General features: G+C 72.0%; 19 protein-coding genes. 9 read left to right on the plus strand and 10 right to left on the minus strand.

Annotation, left to right across the window (positions count from 1 at the left end):
• Position 1: 1 nt before the first annotated feature.
• On the minus strand, positions 2-433 hold the full coding sequence (locus tag ACXKZF_RS04370; RefSeq protein WP_374108650.1) for a hypothetical protein: 432 nt from the start codon (positions 431-433) through the stop codon (positions 2-4).
• 154 nt (positions 434-587) lie between these two features.
• Between ACXKZF_RS04370 and ACXKZF_RS04375 the strand changes: the two genes are divergently transcribed.
• Positions 588-794: a DUF3499 family protein gene (locus ACXKZF_RS04375; RefSeq protein WP_055958394.1), complete on the plus strand. Its 207-nt coding sequence runs from the start codon at positions 588-590 to the stop codon at positions 792-794.
• A gap of 140 nt (positions 795-934) precedes the next feature.
• On the opposite strand, the gene ACXKZF_RS04380 is transcribed toward ACXKZF_RS04375, so the two are convergent.
• Positions 935-1,765: an RDD family protein gene (locus ACXKZF_RS04380; protein WP_488985506.1), complete on the minus strand. Its 831-nt coding sequence runs from the start codon at positions 1,763-1,765 to the stop codon at positions 935-937.
• Between the two features lie 16 nt (positions 1,766-1,781).
• On the opposite strand from ACXKZF_RS04380, the gene ACXKZF_RS04385 reads away from it, so the two are divergent.
• The 3 genes from ACXKZF_RS04385 (at position 1,782) to katG (ending at position 5,566) form a co-directional block, all read left to right on the plus strand.
• A complete protein-coding gene (locus tag ACXKZF_RS04385; RefSeq protein WP_488985507.1) occupies positions 1,782-2,777 on the plus strand; it encodes a stage II sporulation protein M in 996 nt (331 codons plus the stop codon).
• Between the two features lie 72 nt (positions 2,778-2,849).
• Positions 2,850-3,311 (plus strand): Fur family transcriptional regulator, encoded by a 462-nt coding sequence (locus ACXKZF_RS04390; RefSeq protein WP_055958388.1) that lies wholly within the window; start codon positions 2,850-2,852, stop codon positions 3,309-3,311.
• Positions 3,308-5,566: a catalase/peroxidase HPI gene (gene katG, locus ACXKZF_RS04395; RefSeq protein ID WP_488985508.1), complete on the plus strand. Its 2,259-nt coding sequence runs from the start codon at positions 3,308-3,310 to the stop codon at positions 5,564-5,566. The genes ACXKZF_RS04390 and katG overlap by 4 nt, the downstream gene beginning before the upstream one ends.
• A 232-nt stretch (positions 5,567-5,798) precedes the next feature.
• Here the strand turns inward: katG and ACXKZF_RS04400 are convergent, their stop codons facing one another.
• From ACXKZF_RS04400 to ACXKZF_RS04435, 8 genes are all read right to left on the minus strand, one after another.
• Positions 5,799-6,758: an NAD-dependent epimerase/dehydratase family protein gene (locus ACXKZF_RS04400; RefSeq protein WP_488985509.1), complete on the minus strand. Its 960-nt coding sequence runs from the start codon at positions 6,756-6,758 to the stop codon at positions 5,799-5,801.
• Positions 6,755-9,460 carry an alpha/beta fold hydrolase gene (locus ACXKZF_RS04405; protein ID WP_488985510.1) on the minus strand — a complete coding sequence of 902 codons (2,706 nt, stop codon included), beginning with the start codon at positions 9,458-9,460 and terminating at the stop codon, positions 6,755-6,757. The genes ACXKZF_RS04400 and ACXKZF_RS04405 overlap by 4 nt, the downstream gene beginning before the upstream one ends.
• On the minus strand, positions 9,457-10,479 hold the full coding sequence (locus tag ACXKZF_RS04410; RefSeq protein ID WP_055958378.1) for a 3-oxoacyl-ACP synthase III: 1,023 nt from the start codon (positions 10,477-10,479) through the stop codon (positions 9,457-9,459). The genes ACXKZF_RS04405 and ACXKZF_RS04410 overlap by 4 nt, the downstream gene beginning before the upstream one ends.
• Positions 10,480-10,604: 125 nt before the next feature.
• Positions 10,605-11,906, minus strand: a complete 1,302-nt coding sequence (locus ACXKZF_RS04415) for a DUF58 domain-containing protein (RefSeq protein ID WP_243222953.1) — start codon at positions 11,904-11,906, stop codon at positions 10,605-10,607.
• Positions 11,906-12,835 carry an AAA family ATPase gene (locus ACXKZF_RS04420; protein WP_055960074.1) on the minus strand — a complete coding sequence of 310 codons (930 nt, stop codon included), beginning with the start codon at positions 12,833-12,835 and terminating at the stop codon, positions 11,906-11,908. Before ACXKZF_RS04420 ends, ACXKZF_RS04415 begins: the two co-directional genes overlap by 1 nt.
• 263 nt (positions 12,836-13,098) lie before the next feature.
• The gene (locus ACXKZF_RS04425) at positions 13,099-14,265 is read right to left on the minus strand and encodes a DUF4350 domain-containing protein (protein WP_488985511.1); all 1,167 of its coding nucleotides are present in this window, start codon (positions 14,263-14,265) and stop codon (positions 13,099-13,101) included.
• Positions 14,262-14,918: a DUF4129 domain-containing protein gene (locus tag ACXKZF_RS04430; RefSeq protein ID WP_488985512.1), complete on the minus strand. Its 657-nt coding sequence runs from the start codon at positions 14,916-14,918 to the stop codon at positions 14,262-14,264. Before ACXKZF_RS04430 ends, ACXKZF_RS04425 begins: the two co-directional genes overlap by 4 nt.
• Positions 14,915-16,333 (minus strand): glycerophosphoryl diester phosphodiesterase membrane domain-containing protein, encoded by a 1,419-nt coding sequence (locus ACXKZF_RS04435; RefSeq protein ID WP_488985513.1) that lies wholly within the window; start codon positions 16,331-16,333, stop codon positions 14,915-14,917. Before ACXKZF_RS04435 ends, ACXKZF_RS04430 begins: the two co-directional genes overlap by 4 nt.
• 160 nt (positions 16,334-16,493) lie before the next feature.
• Between ACXKZF_RS04435 and mtrA the strand changes: the two genes are divergently transcribed.
• From mtrA to hpf, 5 genes are all read left to right on the plus strand, one after another.
• Complete coding sequence (mtrA, locus tag ACXKZF_RS04440) at positions 16,494-17,174, plus strand: MtrAB system response regulator MtrA (RefSeq protein ID WP_055958363.1); 681 nt, start codon at positions 16,494-16,496, stop codon at positions 17,172-17,174.
• Positions 17,175-17,181: 7 nt separating this feature from the next.
• On the plus strand, positions 17,182-18,864 hold the full coding sequence (mtrB, locus tag ACXKZF_RS04445; RefSeq protein ID WP_055958360.1) for an MtrAB system histidine kinase MtrB: 1,683 nt from the start codon (positions 17,182-17,184) through the stop codon (positions 18,862-18,864).
• The gene (locus ACXKZF_RS04450) at positions 18,861-20,519 is read left to right on the plus strand and encodes an LpqB family beta-propeller domain-containing protein (protein ID WP_488985514.1); all 1,659 of its coding nucleotides are present in this window, start codon (positions 18,861-18,863) and stop codon (positions 20,517-20,519) included. Before mtrB ends, ACXKZF_RS04450 begins: the two co-directional genes overlap by 4 nt.
• A gap of 80 nt (positions 20,520-20,599) precedes the next feature.
• Positions 20,600-21,268 (plus strand): ComF family protein, encoded by a 669-nt coding sequence (locus ACXKZF_RS04455; protein ID WP_488985515.1) that lies wholly within the window; start codon positions 20,600-20,602, stop codon positions 21,266-21,268.
• Between the two features lie 93 nt (positions 21,269-21,361).
• Positions 21,362-22,027, plus strand: a complete 666-nt coding sequence (gene hpf / locus ACXKZF_RS04460) for a ribosome hibernation-promoting factor, HPF/YfiA family (RefSeq protein ID WP_055958351.1) — start codon at positions 21,362-21,364, stop codon at positions 22,025-22,027.
• The last annotated feature ends 28 nt before the right edge of the window (positions 22,028-22,055 follow it).

A 22,055-nucleotide genomic window follows, 5' to 3' on the forward strand; every position in this document is an offset into this window, starting at 1 on the left:
CTCAGAAGAAGCGGAAGCGCTCCGGCCCGAGGTCCCAGGGATCGCGATCGAGGTACTCGGCGGCCGCGCGGAACACGGCCCCCTCGATCACCATGCGACGGTGCAGATCGTCGTCGTGGTGCGGGTGTCCCAGGCGTTCGATGGGCACGCGGTACAAGATGATGCGCTTCTGTTCCCGCAGAACCGTCCAGCGCGGGATGCCGTCGGCTGAGGCGGGGGGCATGATGCCGATCTCGAACGACACCTCGCGCAGATCGGTCCAGGCCGAGCGCAGGAACTCCGCCGCGGTGCTCACCGCGATGTCGAACCTCTCGACGCGCGTGTCGATCGGGGGCAGCGGCGGTCGCACCACCGGGCTGCGGTTCTCGCGCCCGTGCCGCCCGTGACGCGAGGGGCGGGCGACCGGCCGCGCTTCGCGGGATCGGCGACGCATCATGCGCCCATCCTACGTTCGCGCGTGCGCCCGGGTGGGCAGACCCGGGTGCACCGGCCGGCAGACCCTGCATGCGCCGGCGGTGAGGGAGCGGATGCCGGGCATCGGCGCGGCGCGAAGGCTGCGAGGGAGGTGCTGACTAGGCTGACCGGCGATGCGCGACAGACTCTGCTCGAAGGTGGGATGTGCCCGCGAGGCGATGAGCACCCTCACCTACGACTACGGCGACCAGATGGCAGCCCTGGGCCCCATGGGTCCCGCCGGCGACCCTCATGCGCACGACCTGTGCGCGATCCACGCCGATCGGCTGTCGGTTCCCAAGGGCTGGGTGGTCGTGCGTCACGAGACGCTGCGCACCTGATCCTCTCGCGCCGGAAGGGCGTGCGCGGAAGGTCGGGTTTCGCACTCCTCCATCGGGATGTTGGGGGAGTGCTTCACCTTTCGGGGCAAAGGAATCCCGCCCCGAACGGCCATATCCGCCCCGAATCGAAGCCGTGCGGGTCAGGGCTGCTCGGTGAGCGCCGCGGCCCGCGAACTCTCCAGGACCAGCGCGCGGTACTCGCGGTCGCGCCGCACGGCCGACACCGCGCGGACGAAAGTCTCGGCATCCACGGACGGGTGGGGTGAGACGAAGGGGCGCACGGCCTCGGCCAGGGATGCCGCGACGCGGGCTCGTGCGGCAGGCTCCAGTGCCTCGGCTCCGCGCACGAACTGCGACATGCGCGCGGCGAGACGATCGGGCAGCCGCGTGACGTCGGCGATCTCGGCCCAGGGCTCGAGACCCGGTGGCACCCCGGGGGCAGCGGGCGGCAAGGGGCGCGTACGGGTGCGTTCGCTGGCCGTACCCGCCAGCAGGTCGCCGAGGCGTTGCGCGCGCGGCGTGAAGATGCCGACGACGGCCGCGATCGCGCCCAGGGTGAACCACAGCTCGAGCACCCCCACCAACGCGCGGATGAAGGCCTGCCGGAAGCCCGCGGCGCCGCCGTCGGTGCGCACGATGCGGGCCCCCACAGCCAGCCGGCCGAGACTGCGCCCGCGAGACAGCGTCTCGACCGTGGTGGGCAGCACCACCATGACGACCACGAGCAACGAGATGACGCCGATGCCGATCGCCGACTCCGGCAGGGTGCCCGCCCCGATCATCCAGAGCAGGAGCAGAGCACAGCCCACCAGCACGGCGATACCGACGACGAAGTCGATGACGACTCCGACGGCGCGAAGGAAGAAGCCGACCGGCTGAACGTCGAGGGCGACGGCTTCGCCGGTGAGGGTTTCGTCCGCGTTCATGTGCACCACGGAGACCGCGGGAGCGGGGGTCGGAGGCAGAGCCATGCGTACAGTTGACCACATGGACCTCGACGCCCTCACGGCTGCTCGGCGGGACGAGTGGGCCCGTCTCGACGAGCTCGGGCGCACGCGGCATCTGAGCGGCCCCGAGGTCGACGAACTCGTCACCCGCTACCGTGCGGCGTCGGCCGATCTCGCCGACATCAAGACGTCGGCCGGCCGCACCCCGCAGGGCGACTACGTCTCGATCCTGCTGGCTCGCACCCGGCTCCGCCTGACCGGCGTCCGCGAGAACGTGCTCAAGCAGCTGCCTCGCTTCTTCCTGCTGCAGCTGCCGGCGGCCCTGTACCGCGTGCGATGGATGACGCTGGCGGTGACGGTGTTCTTCCTCCTGGTGTCGACGCTGGTCGCCCTGTGGATCTCGGGCGATCCCGCCGCGATCGCCGCGCTCGGCGCGCAGAGCGATCTGCAGAACTACGCCGACGAGCAGTTCGTCGACTACTACCGCGATAATCCGAACGCGATCTTCGCGGGGACGGTCTGGACCAACAACGCCTGGATCGCGGCGCAGTGCGTGATGTTCGGGGTGACCGGGGTATGGCCGGCGATGGTGATCATGCAGAACGCCGTGGGCGTGGGTCAGTCGGCCGCGATCATGATCGCCTTCGACCGCGCCGACGTATTCTTCCAGTTCATCCTCCCGCACGGTCTTCTCGAGCTCACGTGCATCTTCGTCGCGGGGGCGGCGGGGCTCCAGATCTTCTGGGCGTGGGTCGCGCCCGGCCCACGCACGCGCGGAGAGGCCCTCGCCGCTGCAGGGCGGTCGCTCGCGACGGTGGCGGTGGGACTCGTCTTCGCCCTCGCACTGTCGGGCGTCGTCGAGGGGTTCGTGACCCCGCGCGACTGGCCGTGGCCGATCAAGATCGCCATCGGCGCTGCGGCGTTGGGCGTCTTCCTCTTCTACATGCTGTGGGTGGGCCGCCGAGCCGCGAGCGTCGGTGAGACAGGTGACCTTACGGAGTACGAGGCGGGAACGCCGACGCTGACGGCCGGGTGAACGGCATCCGGAATCCCGATCGTTTCCCGGCGTGTCATTTTTGATTCACTCAAAAGTAGGTAGGCTCGTCGCATGCTCGACAGTCGACCGGATGCCGCCGCGGATGCCCTCATCCGCGGCGCGGGTCTGCGGGTGACGGCGACGCGTGTCGCCGTGCTCGAGGCTCTGCGCGTTCATCCGCACGCGACGGCGGACGCCGTGTACGACGGAATCCGCGGCATCCTTCCGGGCACCAGCAAGCAGTCGGTGTACAACGCGCTCGGCGACTTCGCCGACGCGGGTCTCGCCCGCCGCATCGAACCCGCCGGTCACGCCGGCACGTTCGAACTGCGCGTGGGCGACAACCACCATCACGTGGTGTGCACCTCATGCGGACGCATCGACGATGTGGACTGCGTGGTGGGGTCCGCCCCCTGCCTGCACGTGCCCGAGGGAAGCGGCTACGTCATAGAGACCGCCGAGGTGACGTTCTGGGGCGTGTGCTCCGATTGTCGAGCGAAGTCCGAAGCCGAAAAACCGAGAGGATCCCGATGAGCGACACTCTGAACGGATGCCCCGTCTTCCACGACGGCGCCGCCCCCGACGACAACCGACTGCCGGTGGGCGAGGCCCCCGCCGACAGCGAGCCCGCCGGTGCCCTGCCGCACCCGACCCAGGGTTCGGCCAACCGCGTGTGGTGGCCCGAGGCCCTGAACGTGAAGATCCTCGCGAAGAACAACACCCTGCGCGACCCCCTCGACGAGGGCTTCGACTACCGCGCGGCGTTCGAAGCGCTCGATCTGGATGCCGTGAAGAGCGACATCCAGCACGTCATGACGACCTCGCAGGACTGGTGGCCCGCCGACTTCGGTCACTACGGCCCGCTGATGATCCGCATGGCCTGGCACAGCGCCGGCACCTACCGGGTGACCGACGGCCGTGGTGGCTCCGGTGCCGGCATGCAGCGCTTCGCCCCGCTCAACAGCTGGCCCGACAACGTCAACCTCGACAAGGCCCGCCGTCTGCTGTGGCCCATCAAGAAGAAGTACGGCCAGTCGATCTCGTGGGCAGACCTCATGATCCTCGCCGGAAACGTCGCGCTCGAAGACATGGGTTTCCCGACCTTCGGCTTCGCCGGTGGCCGCACCGACGTGTGGGAGCCCGACGACGACGTGTACTGGGGCCCGGAGACCACGTGGCTCGGTGACGAGCGCTACACGGGCAACCGCGAGCTCGAGCGCCCGCTGGCGGCGGTGCAGATGGGTCTCATCTACGTCAACCCGGAGGGCCCCAACGGCACGCCCGACCCGCAGCTGTCGGCGCACGACATCCGCGAGACGTTCGGCCGCATGGCCATGAACGACGAGGAGACCGTCGCCCTGATCGCCGGTGGCCACACCTTCGGCAAGACGCACGGCGCCGCGAGCGATTCGCACGTGGGTGTGAACCCCGAAGCCGCCGACATCAACGACCAGGGCCTGGGCTGGACGAACAGTCACGGCACCGGCAAGGGCGACGACACCATCACCAGCGGTCTCGAGGTCACGTGGACCTACCACCCGACCCGCTGGGACAACGAGTTCTTCCACATCCTCTTCGCCTACGAGTGGGAGCTCTTCCAGAGCCCCGCGGGTGCGCACCAGTGGCGTCCCGTCAACGGCGGCGGCGCGGGCCTCGTGCCGGAGGCGCACTCCGACGGACGCCGGGAGCCCCGCATGCTCACCAGCGACCTGGCCCTCCGCGTCGACCCGGCATACGAGAAGATCTCGCGTCGCTTCGCTGAGGACCCCGCTGCGTTCCAGGACGCCTTCGCCCGCGCCTGGTTCAAGCTGACCCACCGCGACATGGGCCCGCGCGAGCGCTACCTCGGCTCCGAGGTGCCCGCCGAGGTGCTCGTGTGGCAGGACCCCGTGCCCGCCGTCGACCACGCGCTGATCGACGCCTCCGACGCAGCGGCGCTCAAGCGGCAGATCCTCGACAGCGGCCTCACGGTGCAGCAGCTGGTCACCACGACCTGGGCCGCGGCATCCACGTTCCGCGGCTCCGACAAGCGCGGTGGCGTGAACGGTGCACGCATCCGCCTCGAGCCGCAGAAGAGCTGGGCGGTCAACAACCCCGAGCAGCTGGCATCCGTGCTCGAGGTGCTCGAGAACGTCAAGGCCGGGTTCGACGCGCAGGCCGCGGACGGCAAAAAGGTCTCGATCGCCGACCTGCTCGTGCTCGCGGGCAACGCCGGTGTCGAGCAGGCCGCCCTCGCCGGCGGCGTCGAGGTCGAGGTGCCCTTCACCCCCGGCCGCACCGACGCCTCGCAGGAGCAGACCGAGGTCGCCTCGTTCCGCTGGCTCGAGCCGATCGCCGACGGCTTCCGCAACTACGCCTCGCGCGAGACGCGGCTTCCGGCGGAGTTCCTGCTGCTCGACAAGGCCAACCTGCTCACGCTCACCGCGCCCGAGATGACCGTGCTGGTCGGCGGGCTCCGCGCGATCGGGGCGAACTGGGACGGCAGCGACTGGGGTGTGTTCACCGACACCCCCGGCGCGCTGACCAACGACGTGTTCGCGAACCTGCTCGACCTGGGCACGACGTGGAAGCCGCTCGACAGCGGCAAGCACGCGTTCGACGGCACCCGCGACGGCTCGGGGGAGCGCATCGGGATCGGCACGCGCGTCGACCTGGTGTTCTCGTCGAACTCCGAGCTGCGGGCGCTCGCCGAGGTCTATGCCTCGGACGACGCGAAGGAGAAGTTCGTGCGGGACTTCGTCGCCGCCTGGCGCAAGGTCACCGAGCTCGACCGCTTCGACCTGGTCTGAGTTCCTTCGCCGCGGCTCTGTGGTCGCGGCATCCGGAAGGCTCGTCCCCCGCGTGGGGCGGGCCTTCCGTGGTGTGAGGCGGGCTCTGCGCCGTGCGGGGCGGGCGGTGGTCGCTGGTGGCCTCGTGAGAAACGCGTCTCGCGGCGAGAAACGACGCGACGGGGCGTTCCTTCGCGCGGATCGCGTTTCTCGCGGAGGGGTAGGGCGCGGTGCGGGCGCGCTGCCCGGGACGTCAGGCGAGCGAGAGCCGGCGCAGGCCCTCGTCGAGCGACACCGAAGGGGTCCAGCGCAGGTCGCGGCGGATCTCGGTCTGGTCGAACCAGTGCGCCGTCGACAGCTGCTCGGCGAGGAAGCGGGTCATCGGCGGCTCGTCCTCGCCCGGACGCACGGCCCACACGCGTTCGACCAGGGCGCCGGCCGCGCGAGCCAGCCCCGCGGGCACGCTGAATCTCGGCGGTGCGACACCTGAGGCACGGCAGATCCCGGCAAGCAGGTCGCCGACCGGACGCGGCTCGCCGTTGGTCAGCACGTACGCGCGTCCGCTGACGTCGTCGACGCGGGCGAGGGCGGCGGCGATCCCGGATGCCGCATTGTCGACGTAGGTGGAATCGATGAGCGCCGTACCGCCGTTCAGCAGGGGCAGACGGCCCCGGCGCGCGCGGTCGACGATGCGCGCGATGAGTTGCGTGTCACCCGGACCCCAGACCAGGTGCGGGCGGATCGCGACGAGCGCGGTACCCGCCTGCGCGCGTGAGAGCGCCAGCAGCTCGGCTTCGGCCTTGGTGCGCGCGTATTCGCCGTGCGCGGCATCCGGATCGGCGGGCTCGGCGCCGACGCCCGCGAGCGCGTGGCCGGCGTGTGCGACCGACGGCGAGGACACGTGCACGATGCGCGAGACACCGGCGGCGGCAGCAGCGTCGAGGAGCGTGCGCGTGCCCTCGACGTTGACCGCGCGGAACTGGGCGGGGTCGCCCGCGAGCGACACCTTGGCCGCCAGGTGCACCACGCCGTCGATACCGTCGAGGGCGGATGCCACGGCATCCGGATCCGTCACGGAACCGAGACGGTCCTCGGCGCCGTCGACGCGCGAGGAGCGGCGCTGAAGGGTGCGGACGGAGTGGCCGGCGTCCTGCAGGGCACGCACGACCGCCCCGCCGAGGAAACCGGACGCACCGGTGGCGAGCACCCTCACGGCGCCGTCGGCTTCTCGCCGGCCAGAAGGCGCTCGGCCCACGCGGCGACCCGGGCGCGATCGATCTTGGAGTTGTGACGGATGTCGGTTGGAAGGGTGGGCACCACCAGGACGGCCGCCAGCCGCTGCGGGGTCGCGGCGCGGATGGCTTCGGTCAGGGCGGGGGATGCGAGCCCGGGGCGTCTTGCGCCGGCCTCGACGACGGCGACGACGACCTGACGGCCGACGGGTCCGATTCCTACGGCCGCCGCGCGCGCGACGGCGTCGACGGTCTCGGCATCCTGCTCGATGCCGACCGGGGTTACGGGGCCCTCGGCGGTGGTGATGACGTGGGGGAGTCGCCCCTCGACCCAGAGGCGTCCGTCGGCGTCGAGGTGACCGACGTCGCCCGTGCGGTGCCACCGGTCGGGGAGACCCCGACGCGCCTCGCGGTCGGTGAGGTAGAGGCGGAAGTATCCCCGCTTGAGATGGGGGGCCGAGATGACGATCTCGCCGGTCACCCCGGCATCCGTCGTCGGCTCTCCGCTGGCGCGGCCGCCGGCGTCGATCGCCGAGATGCGCACCTGACCCGTGCCGAGCGGGCGGCCGACGCAGACACCGCGGTCACCCGCAGCCTGCTCGATCTCGGGCAGAGTCACGTCGGCGACGAGCAGGCACTCCGTCATGCCGTAGGGCGTGTGGGCGACGGCGTTCGGCATCAGTCGCTGCGCGCGGCGGAGCAGGTCGATGCCGACCGGGGCGCCGGTGGACAGGAACGTCTCGACCCCCTCGAGCGCCGCCCGGTCGTCTCCGCCCAGGTCGGACGCCGTCGCGACGACGTTGGCGACGGCGGCGGGCGAGAGGAACACCATGCGCGCGTCGGAGGCCCGCACGGCTGCCGCCACGGCGGCGGCGGTGAGGGTGCGGGGAGCGGACACGTCCATGGCGGGGGTGGCGGAGCGGGTACCCAGCGCCGGGCCGAGCAGCGCGAACGGCGCGAAACCGGTCACGAGACCCGTGTCGGCGGTGACGCCGAAGTGCGCGGCGAGGGTGTCGCGCAGGGCCGTGAGCTGCGCGTGCGTGTAGACGACGCCCTTGGCCGGCCCGGTCGAGCCGGACGTGAACAGCACGGCGGCATCGGCGTCGGGCGCGGGCGATGCGGGCAGGGCGCGACCCCGCCCGGCGCGGGCGAGGTCGGACAGACTCGCCTCGACGCCCAGAGCGCGCGAACCCGCCGCGGGGAGGGAGGCGGCCGAGATGCGGCGGCCGGGCCAGCCGAGCGCGCGCGCGGCCGCGAGCCCCGCGACCTCGCCGATGACGACGTCGGGCACGGCACCGCGGACGGCGCGCGACAGACCCCGGATGCCGAGACCCCGGTCGGCCACGACGACGACGGCGCCGATGCGCAGGCACGCGTACAGCGCGGCGGTGAGGGTCGGGCCGGGCTGCACCAGCAGGGAAACGCGGTCTCCCGCGCGGACGCCGAACGCGTCGAGGCCCGCGGCGATCTCATCGACGCGGGTGGCGAGCTGACGCCAGCTCACGCGAAGCGGCTCGCCGTCGCGGGAGGTGCTCATGTCGATGACGGCGGTGTCGTCATCGTCGCGGCGGGCGTCGAGGGCGTCCCAGAGGGAGCCGGTGACCGCCTCCGCCGCGGGGGCGGTGGGTGCGGGCTCGGCGGCGCCGTCGTCCGTGGCGAGGGTAGAGCCGGCGTCGCCGGGCGGAATCGCGCCGGAATCCTGCGTCGGGCGGCGGATCTCGGCATCCACGACCTTCTCGTCGAGCCAGTCGAGCACGACGTCGGCGTAGGGTCGCTCTTCGGCGATGAGGTGCCCGGCGCCCTCGAAGCGATGCACATCGGCGTGGGGCAGGCGATCGATGAGGTCGTCGAGGTGTCCCTCGCCGAACACCGGGTCTTTGGGTCCCCGGAGCAAAAGCGCCGGCACGTCGAGTTGCCGCAGCCCCGCCGACATGCGGCGCAGGGCCGGGGTGCTCTCGTCGGCCGACGTGGCGGGGATGTCGGCGACGAACCCGCCGATACCCCGGCGGCGGGCGACGGTGGCGTAGGGCGCGCGGAAGGCGGCGCGCACGGCCGGATCCAGATCGGCGAGCGCGAGCGTGGTGTCGAGGAACGCGGTGGTCCCCGTCGTCCCGGCGGCGAGCATGCCCCGGGCGGTCGCCACGCGCAACGCGAACGGCAGGGGCGCGCCGTCGGGGTGGTGCACGGCGGTGTTCAGGGCGACGACCGCGGCGAGACTGTCGCGGTTCTCGACGGCCCACCCGAGCGAGACGGGCCCTCCCCAATCGTGCCCGATCGTCACGACCGGACCCGGGATGCCGAGCTCGTCGATGAGCGCGCCGAGATCGGCGATGCGCTGGGCGAGCGTTCGCCGCAGACCGGAGCGCTCCGAGAAGCCCATCTCCAACTGGTCGACCGCGACGACCCGCCACGCCGTGCGGCCGGCTTCGGCGCGCTGCAGCGAGGTGCTCACCAGTGCACGCCAGAGATACGACCAGGTGGGGTTCCCGTGGACGGCGACGATCGTGCCGACGGGGACGATGCCGTGTTCGGCGAGAGCGTCGCCGGTGTCGAGCACGTGCCAGGTGCGGGTGGTGCGCGCATCGGCGGCGACACCGTCGACCGCGACGAGGCGGGACAGGGCCGGGTCGAGGCCGGGCAGACCCACCGGGGGCAGGGTCGCGCCGGGGGCGGTGACCTTCACCAGGCCAGCTCCAGCATGCCGGTGTTCAGCCCGGAGCCCACTCCCATCAGCAGGACGCGGTCGCCCCGGCGCAGCGTCTTCTGCTCGGCGGCAAGGGTGATGGGGATGGATGCCGGTCCCACGTTGCCCAGGGTGGGGTAGGTGACCGGCACACGAGTGCGTTCGAGCTTGGCGGCGCGGACGATCGCGGAGGTGTGCACGGAGGAGACCTGGTGCGTGATGTAGCGGTCCATGCCCGTCCACGAGAATTCGTCCTTCGCCTCCTTCCACGCCGACACGACGAGGTCGAGGCCTCCCTTGAGCAGCGCCTTCGCGTCGGTGAACATGCCGTCGACGCTGCCGACGCACAGGTCGTAGAACTGCGTGGCGGCGCGCGTCACGCCGCCGACGATGCGGTGGCCCTCGGGATGATCGCTCGCGCGGCCGAGTACGGCGGCGGCGGCGCCCGAGCCCAGGGTCAGCGAGGCGAACTCCTGCATGAAGGCGTCGCGGTCGAGGTCTTCGCGCACGAGACGGTTGATGGTGTTGACCTGGATCTCGTCGGCATCCTCGCCGTTGACGATCAGGGCGTACTTCACCTGGCCCGACTGGATCATGCCGGCGGCCAGGCTCATGCCGTTGATGAAGCCGAGGCATGCGTTGGCGACATCGAAGTTGATGGCCGAGCTCGGCAGGCCGAGACCGTGGTGGAGGCGCACGGCCACCGACGGCTCGAGGTGCTTGCGGGTGACCGAGGTGTTGATGATCAGGCCGACTTCGCTGGGGTCGACTCCGGCCTCGGCGAGCGCCTGCTTGCCCGCGGCGATCGTCGCCTCGTCGGAGGACTCGCCCTCGGCCCAGTTGCGACGCTCGTCGACACCCGCGACGCGGCGCAGAAGACCGGGCTTGAGCTTGAGACGCTCCAGCGCCGGGGCCAGCCTCGCCTCGATGTCGTCGGACGTCGTCACGCGGCTGGGCAGGACGCTCGCCACCGAAACAAGAGCCACATCATCGAAGTGCGTGGTGGCATTACCTGGCAAGAGAGCTCCCGCATCCTGTGCGTAGACGGCGCAGCCGGGCGCGGAGGGGACGCGCAGACGGCTCGAAGATTACCCCTCAGGATAAGCCGCGTCGTATGTCTCGGGCTGCATGGGGGCTGAACGTGCTAAAGGCGGCCCGCCGCCTTGAGCGCGAGGTAGCGGTCGGCGACGAGGGGCGGCAGGTCGTCGGCCGATGCCGACACCGCGTCGCCGCCCGCGCGCACCACCGCGTCGCGCACGCGCTCGGCGTCGTGCCGGGCACGCTCGACGGCCGCGGCGGCGTACACATCGGCGGCATCCCGGTGCGGCGGCGCCTCGCCCGGACCGTCCGTCGCCGTCGCCACCAGCAGCCGCGACCGTGACGCGACGGCGGGCAGCGACGCGAGGAACGCCCGCGCGGCCTCGGGATCGTCGGCCGCGGTCAGCAGCACGACCAGGGCGGGGCGCACAGACAGGCCGCGCATCTGCGCGAAGGCGGCATCCCAGTCGGTGTCGATCAGCTGGGGGTCGACCGGGCACATGGCATCCACCAGGGCGGGAAGCAGCTGCGTGCCCTCGATGCGCGTGACGCGCGCGCGGGTGACGCGGTCGAACATGAGCAGGTGCACGTGGTCGCCGGCGCGTGTCGCGAGCACCGAGAGCAGCAACGCGGCCTCCATCGCGGCGTCCAGGCGCACTCCGTCGCCGACCCGGGCGGCGGCCGTCCGCCCCGTGTCGATGACGATGACGACGTGCCGATCGCGCTCCGGTCGCCACGTGCGCAGCATCGTCGTTCCCGCGCGGGCGGTGGCCCGCCAGTCGATCGAGCGCACGTCGTCTCCGCGGACGTACTCGCGCAAGCTATCGAACTCGGTGCCCTGTCCGCGCACCTGCAGCGTGGTGTTGCCGTCCAGCTCCCGCAGCCGAGCGAGCCGTGAGGGCAGGTGCCGTCGAGAGGTGAACGGGGGCAGCACCCGCAGGCGCGCGGGAGCGTCGATCACCGCCTGCCGTCCGGCGAGGCCGAGCGGACCCCCCGAACGCACGACGACGAACGCGCTGCGCAGTTCGCCCCGGCGGCGCGGGAGCAGCGACAGGGGAGCCCCCCGTCGCTCACCCGGGGGGACGGTAACGCTTTGCCGCGCCGTGGGCGCCCCCGCTGTCGGTTGCCATGCGTCGCGCACCCGCGCTCTCAACAGGCGGCTGCCGAGATTGCGCACCCGCAGTTCCCCCGCGACGGGTTCGTCGCGCAGCGCCCGTTCCGGCAGCGTCCGCGTGATCTCCACGCGTCGCGCGTCGGCGGCCACGGTCGTGTCGACGGCGGCCAGCACGGCGCAGAGCACGACCCAGCCGCCCGCGGCGGTCCACGCCGGCACCCCCGCGCTGCTCAGCAGCACGAGGGGAACGACGCCGAGGGCGACGAGCAGGGCGAGGCGGCCGGTGACGAACATCAGATGGGGACGCGGGTCTGCTGCAGGACGGAGGTGAGGATGGCATCCACCGAGACGCCCTCGATCTCGGCTTCGGGACGCAGGCGGATACGGTGCCGCCAGACGGGCACGAGCATCGTCTGCACGTGATCGGGCGTGATCGCGGGATACCCGCCGAGCCACGCCCAGGCCTTGGCGGCGGCCAGCAGTCCCGTGGTCGCGCGGGGGCTGACACCCAGGAGAACCGATGGGCTCTGCCGGGTGGCGCGGGCGAGGTCGACGACGTACCCGAGCAGGTCGTCGTCGACGGCGACGGATGCCGCGGCGCGCTGCGCCGCCAGGATCTCGTCGGCCGTGACGACGGCGTGCACCCCGGCGTCATCGAGGCGACGGGGGTCGAAGCCGCTCGCGTGGCGACGCAGCACATCGACCTCGGCGTCGCGCCCGGGCAGGTCAACGACGAGCTTGAGGAGGAAGCGGTCGAGCTGCGCCTCGGGGAGCGTGTAGGTGCCCTCGTGCTCGATGGGGTTCTGGGTCGCCGCGACCAGGAAGGGGTCGGGGAGGGTGCGGCTCTCGCCGTCGGACGACACCTGCCGCTCCTCCATGGCCTCCAGGAGGGCCGCCTGGGTCTTGGGCGGCGTGCGGTTGATCTCGTCGGCCAGCAGCACGTGGGTGAAGACGGGGCCGGGGCGGAAATCGAACCCGCCGGCGCGGGGGTCGTACACGAGCGACCCCGTGACGTCTCCCGGCATGAGGTCGGGGGTGAACTGCACGCGACGCGTATCGAGACCCAGGGCGCGGCTGAAGGAGCGCACGAGCAGCGTCTTGGCCACGCCGGGGACGCCTTCGAGCAGGACATGGCCGCGCGAGAGCAGGGCGATGAGGAGTCCGGTGACCGTGCCGTCCTGTCCGACGACGGCTTTGCCCACCTCGAGTCGCACGCGGTGCATGGACTCGCGGAGGGCGGCGTGGTCGTCGGCGGCCCGGGCCTGAGCCCGTGTGGTGGCGGGGGCGGCGCCGGGCGCGGGCGCTGAGCCGGCGGCGTCGGAGCCGGTCGCGGACGCTGTGCCGGCGGAGCGCGGGCGTTCCGCTTCGACGCCGGGCGCGGACGCTGTGCCGGCGGCCCGCGGGTCGCTCGACGCAGGAGCGTCGGGACCGGGGACCGCCGCCGGGTGCGAGGGGGCGGGCCAGGCCGGGTTCTCGGGGCTGTCGGTCATCGTGTGGTCCCTTCGGTTCGGACGGCGGCGCGCACGCTCGCCTCGAGATCGCGGAGTCGGTCGGCGGCTGCGACGAGATCGCGGTCGGTGCGGGGCTGATCGTCGACGAGGATGCCGTGCACCCGGGCTCGATCGGCGCCCAGGCGTGCGGCGACCGCGTCGGCGATCCGACCGGGGTCGCTCCGCGCGGAGAGGCCGAGCAGACGCTCCAGACGTCCCCGTGTCGCCCGCCGCAACTCGTCGAGGGCGTGCGGCGCATCGCGCGCCGTGGCGTAGAGACGGGCGCGTCCCTCGGTGGTCTCGTTCGCCCGTACGGTCACCGGGAGTCGCTCCGTCACGAGGGGGCCGAAGCGGCGTCCGCGCCAGACCGCGGCGACGAGGGCGGCGACGATGAGCAACAGGATGCCGGGGGTGACCCAGGGCGGGGTGAGATCGCTGAGCGTCGGGGCGTCGGCCGCGCGGTCGGCGTCGGCGGGGGAGGGCATATACCAGACGAGCGTGTCGGTCTGGCCGAGCACCGCGAGGGCGAGGGCTGCGTTGCCGTCGAGGGGGAGGGTCGCGTTCGTCAGCGTCGCGAGCCCGTCAAGCGCGGTAACCGTGCGGCCCGCCGTCTCGAGGGTGAGGAGGGCGAACTCGCCGTCGACGGGGAAGCAGCTGACGACGCCCTCGCCCGGTGTCATCAGTTCGCCGACCCGCGCGGTGCCGGCGTTCGCCGACGCGGGCTCGGAGCAGTCCGCGGGCACTGCCTCGTCGTCGGCGAAGCCACCGAGTCGGGAGCCGTTCAGCAGGATGTCGAGTGCGCGCGTGCGCGGCTCGAGCAGGACGACATTGCGCGCTCGATCGGTCAGGTCCCGCAGCGCGTCGTCCGACAGCATGGGGGCGTCGCGCATCGCGAGGGTCGCCTCGCCGTCGGCCAACGCCCGCTCGGCGGCCGAGCGATCACGCGCGACGATGACGCGGACGCCCTGCTGTTCGAGGATCCGCACGACGGCGCGCGTGCCGTCGGCTCCGGCGGACTCGGGGTCGAGGGCGGCGCGCTGGACGTACCCGCCGTAGATGAGGGTGCCCCCGACGAGTGCAACCACGAGCAGTCCCACGGCCAGCGCCACCCAGCCGAGGGCTCCGCGCCGCCGGGATCGGACGGGGGCCACCGTGACGCTCACGGTGCGGCCGCCGGGGTCGGACGCGTGCGCACGGCTTGGTCGTCGAGGTCGGTGATCGCCCGGTAACGCTCGGCGGAGCCGGGTCGGCGCAGGTACCGCACGTCGTCGAAGATCTCGGCCGCCTCGTCGAGGGGTGATGCGAGGGCCGGGAGAGCGCCGGCCGCTTCGCGGCAGAACGCGCGAACCGTCGCGCCGGGCGGCGGGTCGACGAGACCGCGCTCGGTGAGTCCGCGGGCGAAGGCGCGGAAGCGCAGCACGATCGCCTCATCCCAGTCGGCGCGGGCGGCGGCCCGGGCGGCGTCGGCACGCAGATCGTCGGCCGACCGGGCGTCGTCCTCGTCGAACAGGGCGTGAGCGGGCCGCGTTGCACGCGACAGCGGTCGGGGTCGTCCCCAGATGAGGATGGCGACCACGATCAGGGCGGCGATGACGATCGCGAGAACGATGAGCGCGGACGGGCCCCACCCGGAGGTGTCGGGCACACGCAGCAGGTCGGCGAGGAAACGACCCACCGCCTGGGCGATGCGGTCGACGACGCTGGGCTCCGCTGCCTGGTATGCCGGATCGGCCAGCTCCCGTTCCGCCCACTCCCGTGCCTCGTCGGGGTCGGGCAGCAGCGGGACGGCTGTCGCGAGCGTGGCGGGAAATCTCACGCGTCGCCGTTCGACCCGGGTGCGGCCCAGGTGGTCGGGGACGCTTTGGTGGTGTCGGATCGCGAGGGCGGCGCTTCGGGCCGAGCGGGGTGATCGGTCGCGGTCGAGGGGGCAGAATCGCCCGCGGCCGACGCGTCGTCGCGCGATCGCTCGTCATACCCCGGAGGACTAGCCGGCGCCGCGTATCCCGGCCAGGCGGCCGGCTGCGCGTGTCCCGGCTGCGGGTACCCCGGCTGCCCCACCGGCCCGCCGTATCCCGGCTGTCCGCCTGGCGCCGCGTACCCCGGCTGCCCGCCGTACCCGGCCGGCCCACCGGGCGCGATGTACTCCTGCTGCCCGCCGACCGCCCCGTACGGCATCGGCGCGGGACGAGCGACGAGACGCCCGACGCCGACCAGGTAGGGGTCGTCGAGCTCGGTCGCTCCCGCGTCGCGCGCTTCGACGTAGGTCTGCAGGTCGTGGTCGAGTGCTTCCAGGCGCATGCGGGCGTTGACGTAGACGAGCGCCGCCGACGTCGACTGCACGACGAGCGCGATGCACTGCACGAGCAGGATGCCGAACTGGCCGATGACCTGCACGACGATCAGGCCGACCACCGCGCCGGTGTCGCTCTCGCCGGTCGGGGCGACGATGACCGGCAGGAGGCTCCCGACGAGGCTGAAGGGGATCGAGATGATCTGGGCGACGATGCTGAACGCCACCGAGATCACGATGAACACGCCGAGCGTGGACCAGAACCGCCCGCGCGTCAGCCGCCACGACCGACCGATGGCGCGGAACACCGGCGCGCGCTCGAGGATGATCGCCGACGGCACCAGGTAGAGCTTGGCGGCGAGCCAGAGCGACACCACGACGAGTCCGAGCACGGCCAGGACGCCGAAGAGGATGCCGAGCCACAGCACCGACATCACCAGCAGCGCGACGATGCCGGCGAGCGCACCGATCGCGACGACGGTGGCGAGGACGGTGAGGGCGCTGTAACCGATCAAACGCCAGACGACGGGCTTCACACGCGCCCACACGGCCTTGAGCGACGGCTTCTCGGCGACCACGGCGTGCGCGACCTCGGCGACGACGACGCCCTGCACGACGACGCTCAGTGCGCCGGTCGCCACCCCCAGAACGAGGGCGGTGGCACCGGTGAGCACCACCGAGCCGGCGAGGATGGCGTCGAAGTCGTCGCTGCCCGGGGCGACGGTGTCGAGGCGCGTGAAGCTCGCGACCGCCGCGGCGGCCACGGCGGCGGTCAGCACGATGTAGGCCACGGCCTGGGTGATGAGGGCGAAGCCGAGCAGGACCTTCGGGTTGTGGCGCAGGGCGACGAAGGAGCGGCCGAGGATCGTGCCGAACCCGTACGGGTGCAGCGGCACGATGCCGGGGCGGGATGCCGGAGTCCAGGCCGGGTACGCGGTCACGGTTGCGCCTCCTCGTCACATGGCGGTCTGTTCATCGTGTCACACACCCCCGACACGCTCGCCTCTCGTGCAGGCAGGTCGACTACTCTCGATGGGACATGCCCCCACCGGGCGTCCTGCCCGTTTCCGAGCGGGTCCGAGCTGGAAGACGTACACCCGAATGACTTCACGGATCCTCGTTGTCGACGACGACACCGCGCTGGCCGAGATGATCGGCATCGTGCTGCGCACCGAGGGATTCGACACCGTCTTCTGCGCCGACGGTGCGCAGGCCGTGGACGCCTGGCGCACCGAGCGCCCCGACCTCATCCTCCTCGACCTCATGCTCCCCGGTGTCGACGGCATCGAGATCTGCACGCGGGTGCGCGCAGAATCCGGCGTCCCGATCATCATGCTCACCGCACGCACCGACACCGCCGACGTGGTGAAGGGGCTCGAGTCGGGCGCCGACGACTACATCATGAAGCCCTTCAATCCGAAGGAGCTCGTCGCGCGTATCCGTACGCGCCTGCGGCCGGTGCAGGCGGCGGCCGACGAGACCCTTCGCATCGGTGATCTGACCGTCGACGTCGCCGCCCACGAGGTGCGTCGAGGCGATGCCCCCATCGCGCTGACGCCGTTGGAGTTCGAACTGCTCGTCGCGCTCGCCGAGAAGCCGCAGCAGGTGTTCTCGCGAGAGATGTTGCTCGAGCAGGTGTGGGGCTACCACTACAAGGCCGATACGCGTCTGGTGAACGTGCACGTGCAGCGTCTGCGCGCCAAGATCGAGGCCGACCCCGACAACCCGCGGATCGTGACCACCGTGCGCGGCGTGGGGTACCGCGCCGGCGCGGTGGCCTGAGCACCTCATGACGGGGGCGGTCCGCACCCTCCCGCCTCGGCCGCGCGGCCTCCGCGACTGGCGTCTCGCCCGTGACCGCCTGCGCTCGCTGTGGCGCCGATCGCTGCGCTTCCGCACCATCGTCATCGCCGTCACGCTGACGGCGGTGACGATCCTCGCGACGTGTCTCGCGATGGCGCTCGTCATCCAGAACGAGCTCTTCACCGCGCGAAAAGACCAGGTGCTCCTCGAGGCGCAGCGCGCCACCGCCGCGGCGCAGGCGACGCTCGACGCCGCGGTGGACTCCACCGACCCGGCCGCGGCGCAGACCCTCATGAACGGCATCGCGACCCGCCTGTCGCAGCAGTCGTCCAGCGATCTGATCGCGCTGTACCGCATCGGCCCGCCCTCACCGCTGGCTCCTCAGCCCTTCATCTCCCCCGCGTTCGAGTCGGGCTTGGTCACCGAGGCGCTCAGCACGCAGGTGCAGTCGAGCCCCGACCTGCAGTGGTGGCAGTCGGTGGCGTTGCCCTCCGACGGCGGCCGCGAGGTCCCCGGCATCCTGGTCGGACACCAACTCCGTTTCCCCGCCTCGGACGGCGTCGATTCGTACGAGCTCTACATGGGGTACGACCTCGTCAGCGCCTCGCAGACGCTCTCCTTCGTGCAGGTGCTGCTGTGGGTGGTGGGACTCGTCCTGGTCGTGCTCATCGGGGCGATCGCCTGGTTCGTCCTGCGGTCGGTGACCACCCCGATCGCGGATGCCGCCGAGACCAGCGCGAAGCTTGCGGCGGGCGACCTGGGTGTGCGGTTGCCGGTGCGCGGCGAAGACGAGCTGGCGACGTTGAACCGCTCGTTCAATGCCATGGCCGACAGCATCGAATCGCAGATCAAGGAGCTCGCCGATCTCTCGCTCGTGCAACAGCGTTTCGTCTCCGACGTCTCGCACGAACTTCGCACGCCCCTGACCACCATCAAGCTCGCCGCCGACATGATCAACGACCAGCGCGAGGAGTTCGACCCGGTGACGGGCCGCGCTGCCGAGCTGCTGCACGCGCAGGTGCAGCGATTCGAGGTGCTGCTCACCGATCTGCTCGAGATCAGCCGGTACGACGCGGGGTCGGTGCAGCTCGAGCTCGAGCCGACCAGTCTCGCCCACCTCGCCGAAGACGTCATCCTCTCGATGGAGCAACTGGCCGAGGGGCACGGCTCCGATGTGCGGCTGGTCGCCCCCGGCGGCTACACCCCGGTCGACATGGACGCCCGTCGCGTGCGCCGCATCGTGCGAAACCTCCTCGGCAACGCCATCGAGCACGGCGAGGGGCGCCCGATCGTCGTCTCGGTCGACAGTGATCGGGATGCCATCGCCCTCGGTGTGCGCGACTTCGGTCTCGGCATGCGCGCCGACGACGTCGAGCGCGTCTTCGACCGCTTCTGGCGCGCAGACCCGTCGCGCGTGCGCACCATCGGCGGCACGGGCCTGGGGCTGTCGATCGCCCTCGGTGACGCGCGCTTGCACGGCGGCACCCTCGCGGTGTGGTCCGAGCTCGGCCGGGGGTCGAACTTCGTGCTGACCCTGCCGCGCACCGGCAGGCCGGTGACCGGCTCGCCCCTGCCGCTCGAACCCGATGACGAGCAGGGGGGCGCCCTCGAGGCGCTCGGCCTCACGCAGCCCATCTCGACCCGTCCCGGAGTCAGGAGGCCGTCATGAGGCGCGCCCTCGCCCTCGTCGGCCTCGCACTCGTGCTCGCCCTCACCGCGTGCACGGGTCTGCCCACCACCGGCTACGTCAACCCGGGCCGCGGCCCGCAGACCGACGACACCCAGGCCTTCGCGTTCGTCCCCGACGGCCCGCAGGACGATGCCACGCCCAGCGAGATCGTCGAGGGGTTCCTCCGCGCCGGTTCCGGTCCCGCCGACGACTGGGCCACCGCGAAGCTGTTCCTGGCGGCGGGCACCCAGTGGGACCCGCGGGCACGCGTGACGATCGACCGTCTGGCCGACCGTCGCGCCACGGCCGCAGCCGACGGCACGTCGGTCGCGGTGTCGGTGGTGGCGACGGCCGGGGTGGATGCCGACGGTGCCTACGCCCCCGCTGCGTCCGCCACGGCCGAGACGCTGTCGTTCACCCTTACACGGGTGGAGGATCAGTGGCGCATCACCGCCGCCCCCGACGGGGTCGTGCTGTACGAAGAGGTGTTCCCGACCGTCTACCAACCGGCATCCATCGCGTACTTCGATCCCACGTACAGCTTCATCGTGCCCGACGTGCGCTGGTTCCCCCGCGCCCTGGTCGCCAGCCGTGTGGCGACCGCGCTCGTCGACGGGCAGCCCAGCACGTGGCTCGCGGGTGCCGTGGAGTCGGCGTTCCCCGACGAACTGTCGCTCGTGGGGCGCTCGGTGACCCTGTCGCAGAACGGCGTGGCTCAGGTGCAGTTGCCGCGGGCGGCGCTGAGCCTCGACCGCACGCGGCTCGACCGCATGCAGACCCAGCTCGCCCGGAGCCTCGCGACGGCCGGGATCAGCGACGTGCAGATGACCGTCGAGGGCACCCCCATCACGGCTACCGAGGTGCCGGTCCGCGTCACACGCGTCGATCCCTCGCCGGCGGTGCTGACCTCGATCGGTCTTTTCGGTTCGCTCGCGGGCGATGCGGTCGAGCCGATCGACGGTCTCTCCGACGCCGTCGAGTCGCTGGCGCCGTCCGCGATCGAGCTCGAAGCCGATCGCAGCCTCGCCGCGATCCGCACGCAGCAGGGGACTGTCGCGAGCGCGCTCGCCGACGGGCGCACGTTCCTCCTCGATGACCGTCCCGGCCTCATCGCCCCCTCGATCGACGCGGAGGGCGCGATCTGGAGCGTCCCCGCGGCGGCACCCACGCAGATGCGAGCCACCACCGCCGAGGGCGTTCCGCGCGACGTCGGCAACGCCTGGCCGGATGCCGCGGAGATCACCGCCATGCAGATCTCGCGTGACGGCACGCGTATCGCCGCGATCGTGACCGTCTCGGGCACGCGCGAGGTGTGGGTGGCCGGCATCCAGCGCACCAACGGCGACATCGACCTGGGCCCGCCCCACGTTCTCTCGTTCGCGCAGCCGGGGGCGTTCGATCTCGCCTGGCTCGACGACACCACCGTCGGCGTGCTCTCGAGCGTCGACGGCGTGAGCACCCTGCACGAACTGGGCGTGGGCGGCCGCGGCACCGACTCGGTCGCACCCGAGGGCACCCGCACGGTGGCGGCGGGCAGCACGAGCGTCCGTGTGCTCGACGACCAGGGGCGTCTGTTCAGCCGCCGCGGGAGTTCGTGGACGCTCGTGGCCTCGGGCATCCGTGTTCTGGCGGCGCAGCAGGGCACCACCTCCTGACGCTCCTCCCCAGGCGGCGGGCGTCCACCGACCCCGCGTCCGGTCGATCGCGTCGGTGCCCGACGCGGGAGGCTGGCCGCATGGCCCTTTCCGTTCTGGTCGCCTCCGCGCTGCGCGACGCCCTGACGTTCTGGCTGCCGCTCGCCTGCGCGGGGTGCGGCGATCCCGACGTGTCGTTGTGCGACGCGTGCCGTGGCCACCTGGCTCCGCAGCCGTCACGCCATGAGCGCGAGTCCGATCTCGCCGTCGTTTGCGGCCTGCCCTTCGAGGGCGTCGCGGCGCGGGTCATCCGGGCCTTCAAGGAGGAGGGGCGCACGACGCTGGCGCGCGACCTCGCCCCCGCGCTGGCCGCGGCGCTCGCGGCATCCGGTCCGTCGGGGGCGCGGATCACGACGGTGCCCTCGTCGCGCGCAGCGTTCCGACGGCGCGGCTATCGCCCGGTCGAGGTGCTGGTGCGGCGGGCGGGTCGACGCCCCGAGCGGCTGCTACGGCTGCGTCGGGCGCCCGCCGATCAGCGCGGACTCGGAGATCGCGCCCGTCGCGAGAACGTCCGCGAAGTCTTCGCGGCCCGCGCCGTCTTGAGCGGGCCGGTGGTGGTGGTCGACGATGTGGTCACAACGGGTGCGACCTTGGCCGAGGCGGTTCGCGCCCTGCGCGCGGCGGGCGCTACCGACGTGCGGGCGGTCGCACTCGCGCACACGCCGCGTCGCAGCACATCGAAAGGTGAATGGGAGGTGATTGCCACGTGACATGGCGGTGGCCTCCCACTAGCGTGGGGATGACTGAAGGCGACGGATGTTCCGCCCTTAGACCGGGCGGAACCCGGAACAAGGAGGTCACTGATGGATACCAACATCGTCGGCGTGGGAGTCGGTATCACCGATCGATTCCGCACCGTGGTTGAAGAGAAGGTCAGTCGCATCGAGCACCTGGCGCCCCGCGCCGGCGCGCTCGAGGTCAAGGTGACTCATCGGGCCTATCGCAATGGCCGCATGGAAGACGACACGGTCGAACTCACGCTCGACGGCAAGGGCCCCGTCGTCCGCGCAGAGGCGACCGATGTCGACAAGTTCGCCGCACTCGACCTCGCGGTAGACAAGATCTCGGAGCAGGTGCGCCGCGCGAAAGACAAGCGCATCGACGCCCGCAACCACCCTCGCGGTGCCAAGTTCGAAAAGGGCACCGGCGAACTCTCGGGCATCGACGTCGAGCCGGCCTCCGTCGAGGTGCTGCGCGCCGTCGCCACCGGATCCATCCCGGTGCAGGCCGAGGGCGCCGCCGACGACGAGGACTACTCGCCCGTCGTCATCCGCCAGAAGGAATTCGGCGCCGAGTGGATGACGGTCGAAGACGCCGTCGACCGCATGGAACTCGTCGGCCACGACTTCTTCCTCTTCATCGACGCCCGCACCGATCACCCCAGCGTCGTCTACCGCCGCAAGGGGTGGGACTACGGCGTGATCGCCCTCGCCACGCAGGCTCCGCCCGTGGCGCAGGTCGCGTCCTGATCTGATGCACGACGAGGCCCCCGGCTCC

It is taken from the genome of Microbacterium sp. ABR10 (genome assembly GCF_057812175.1).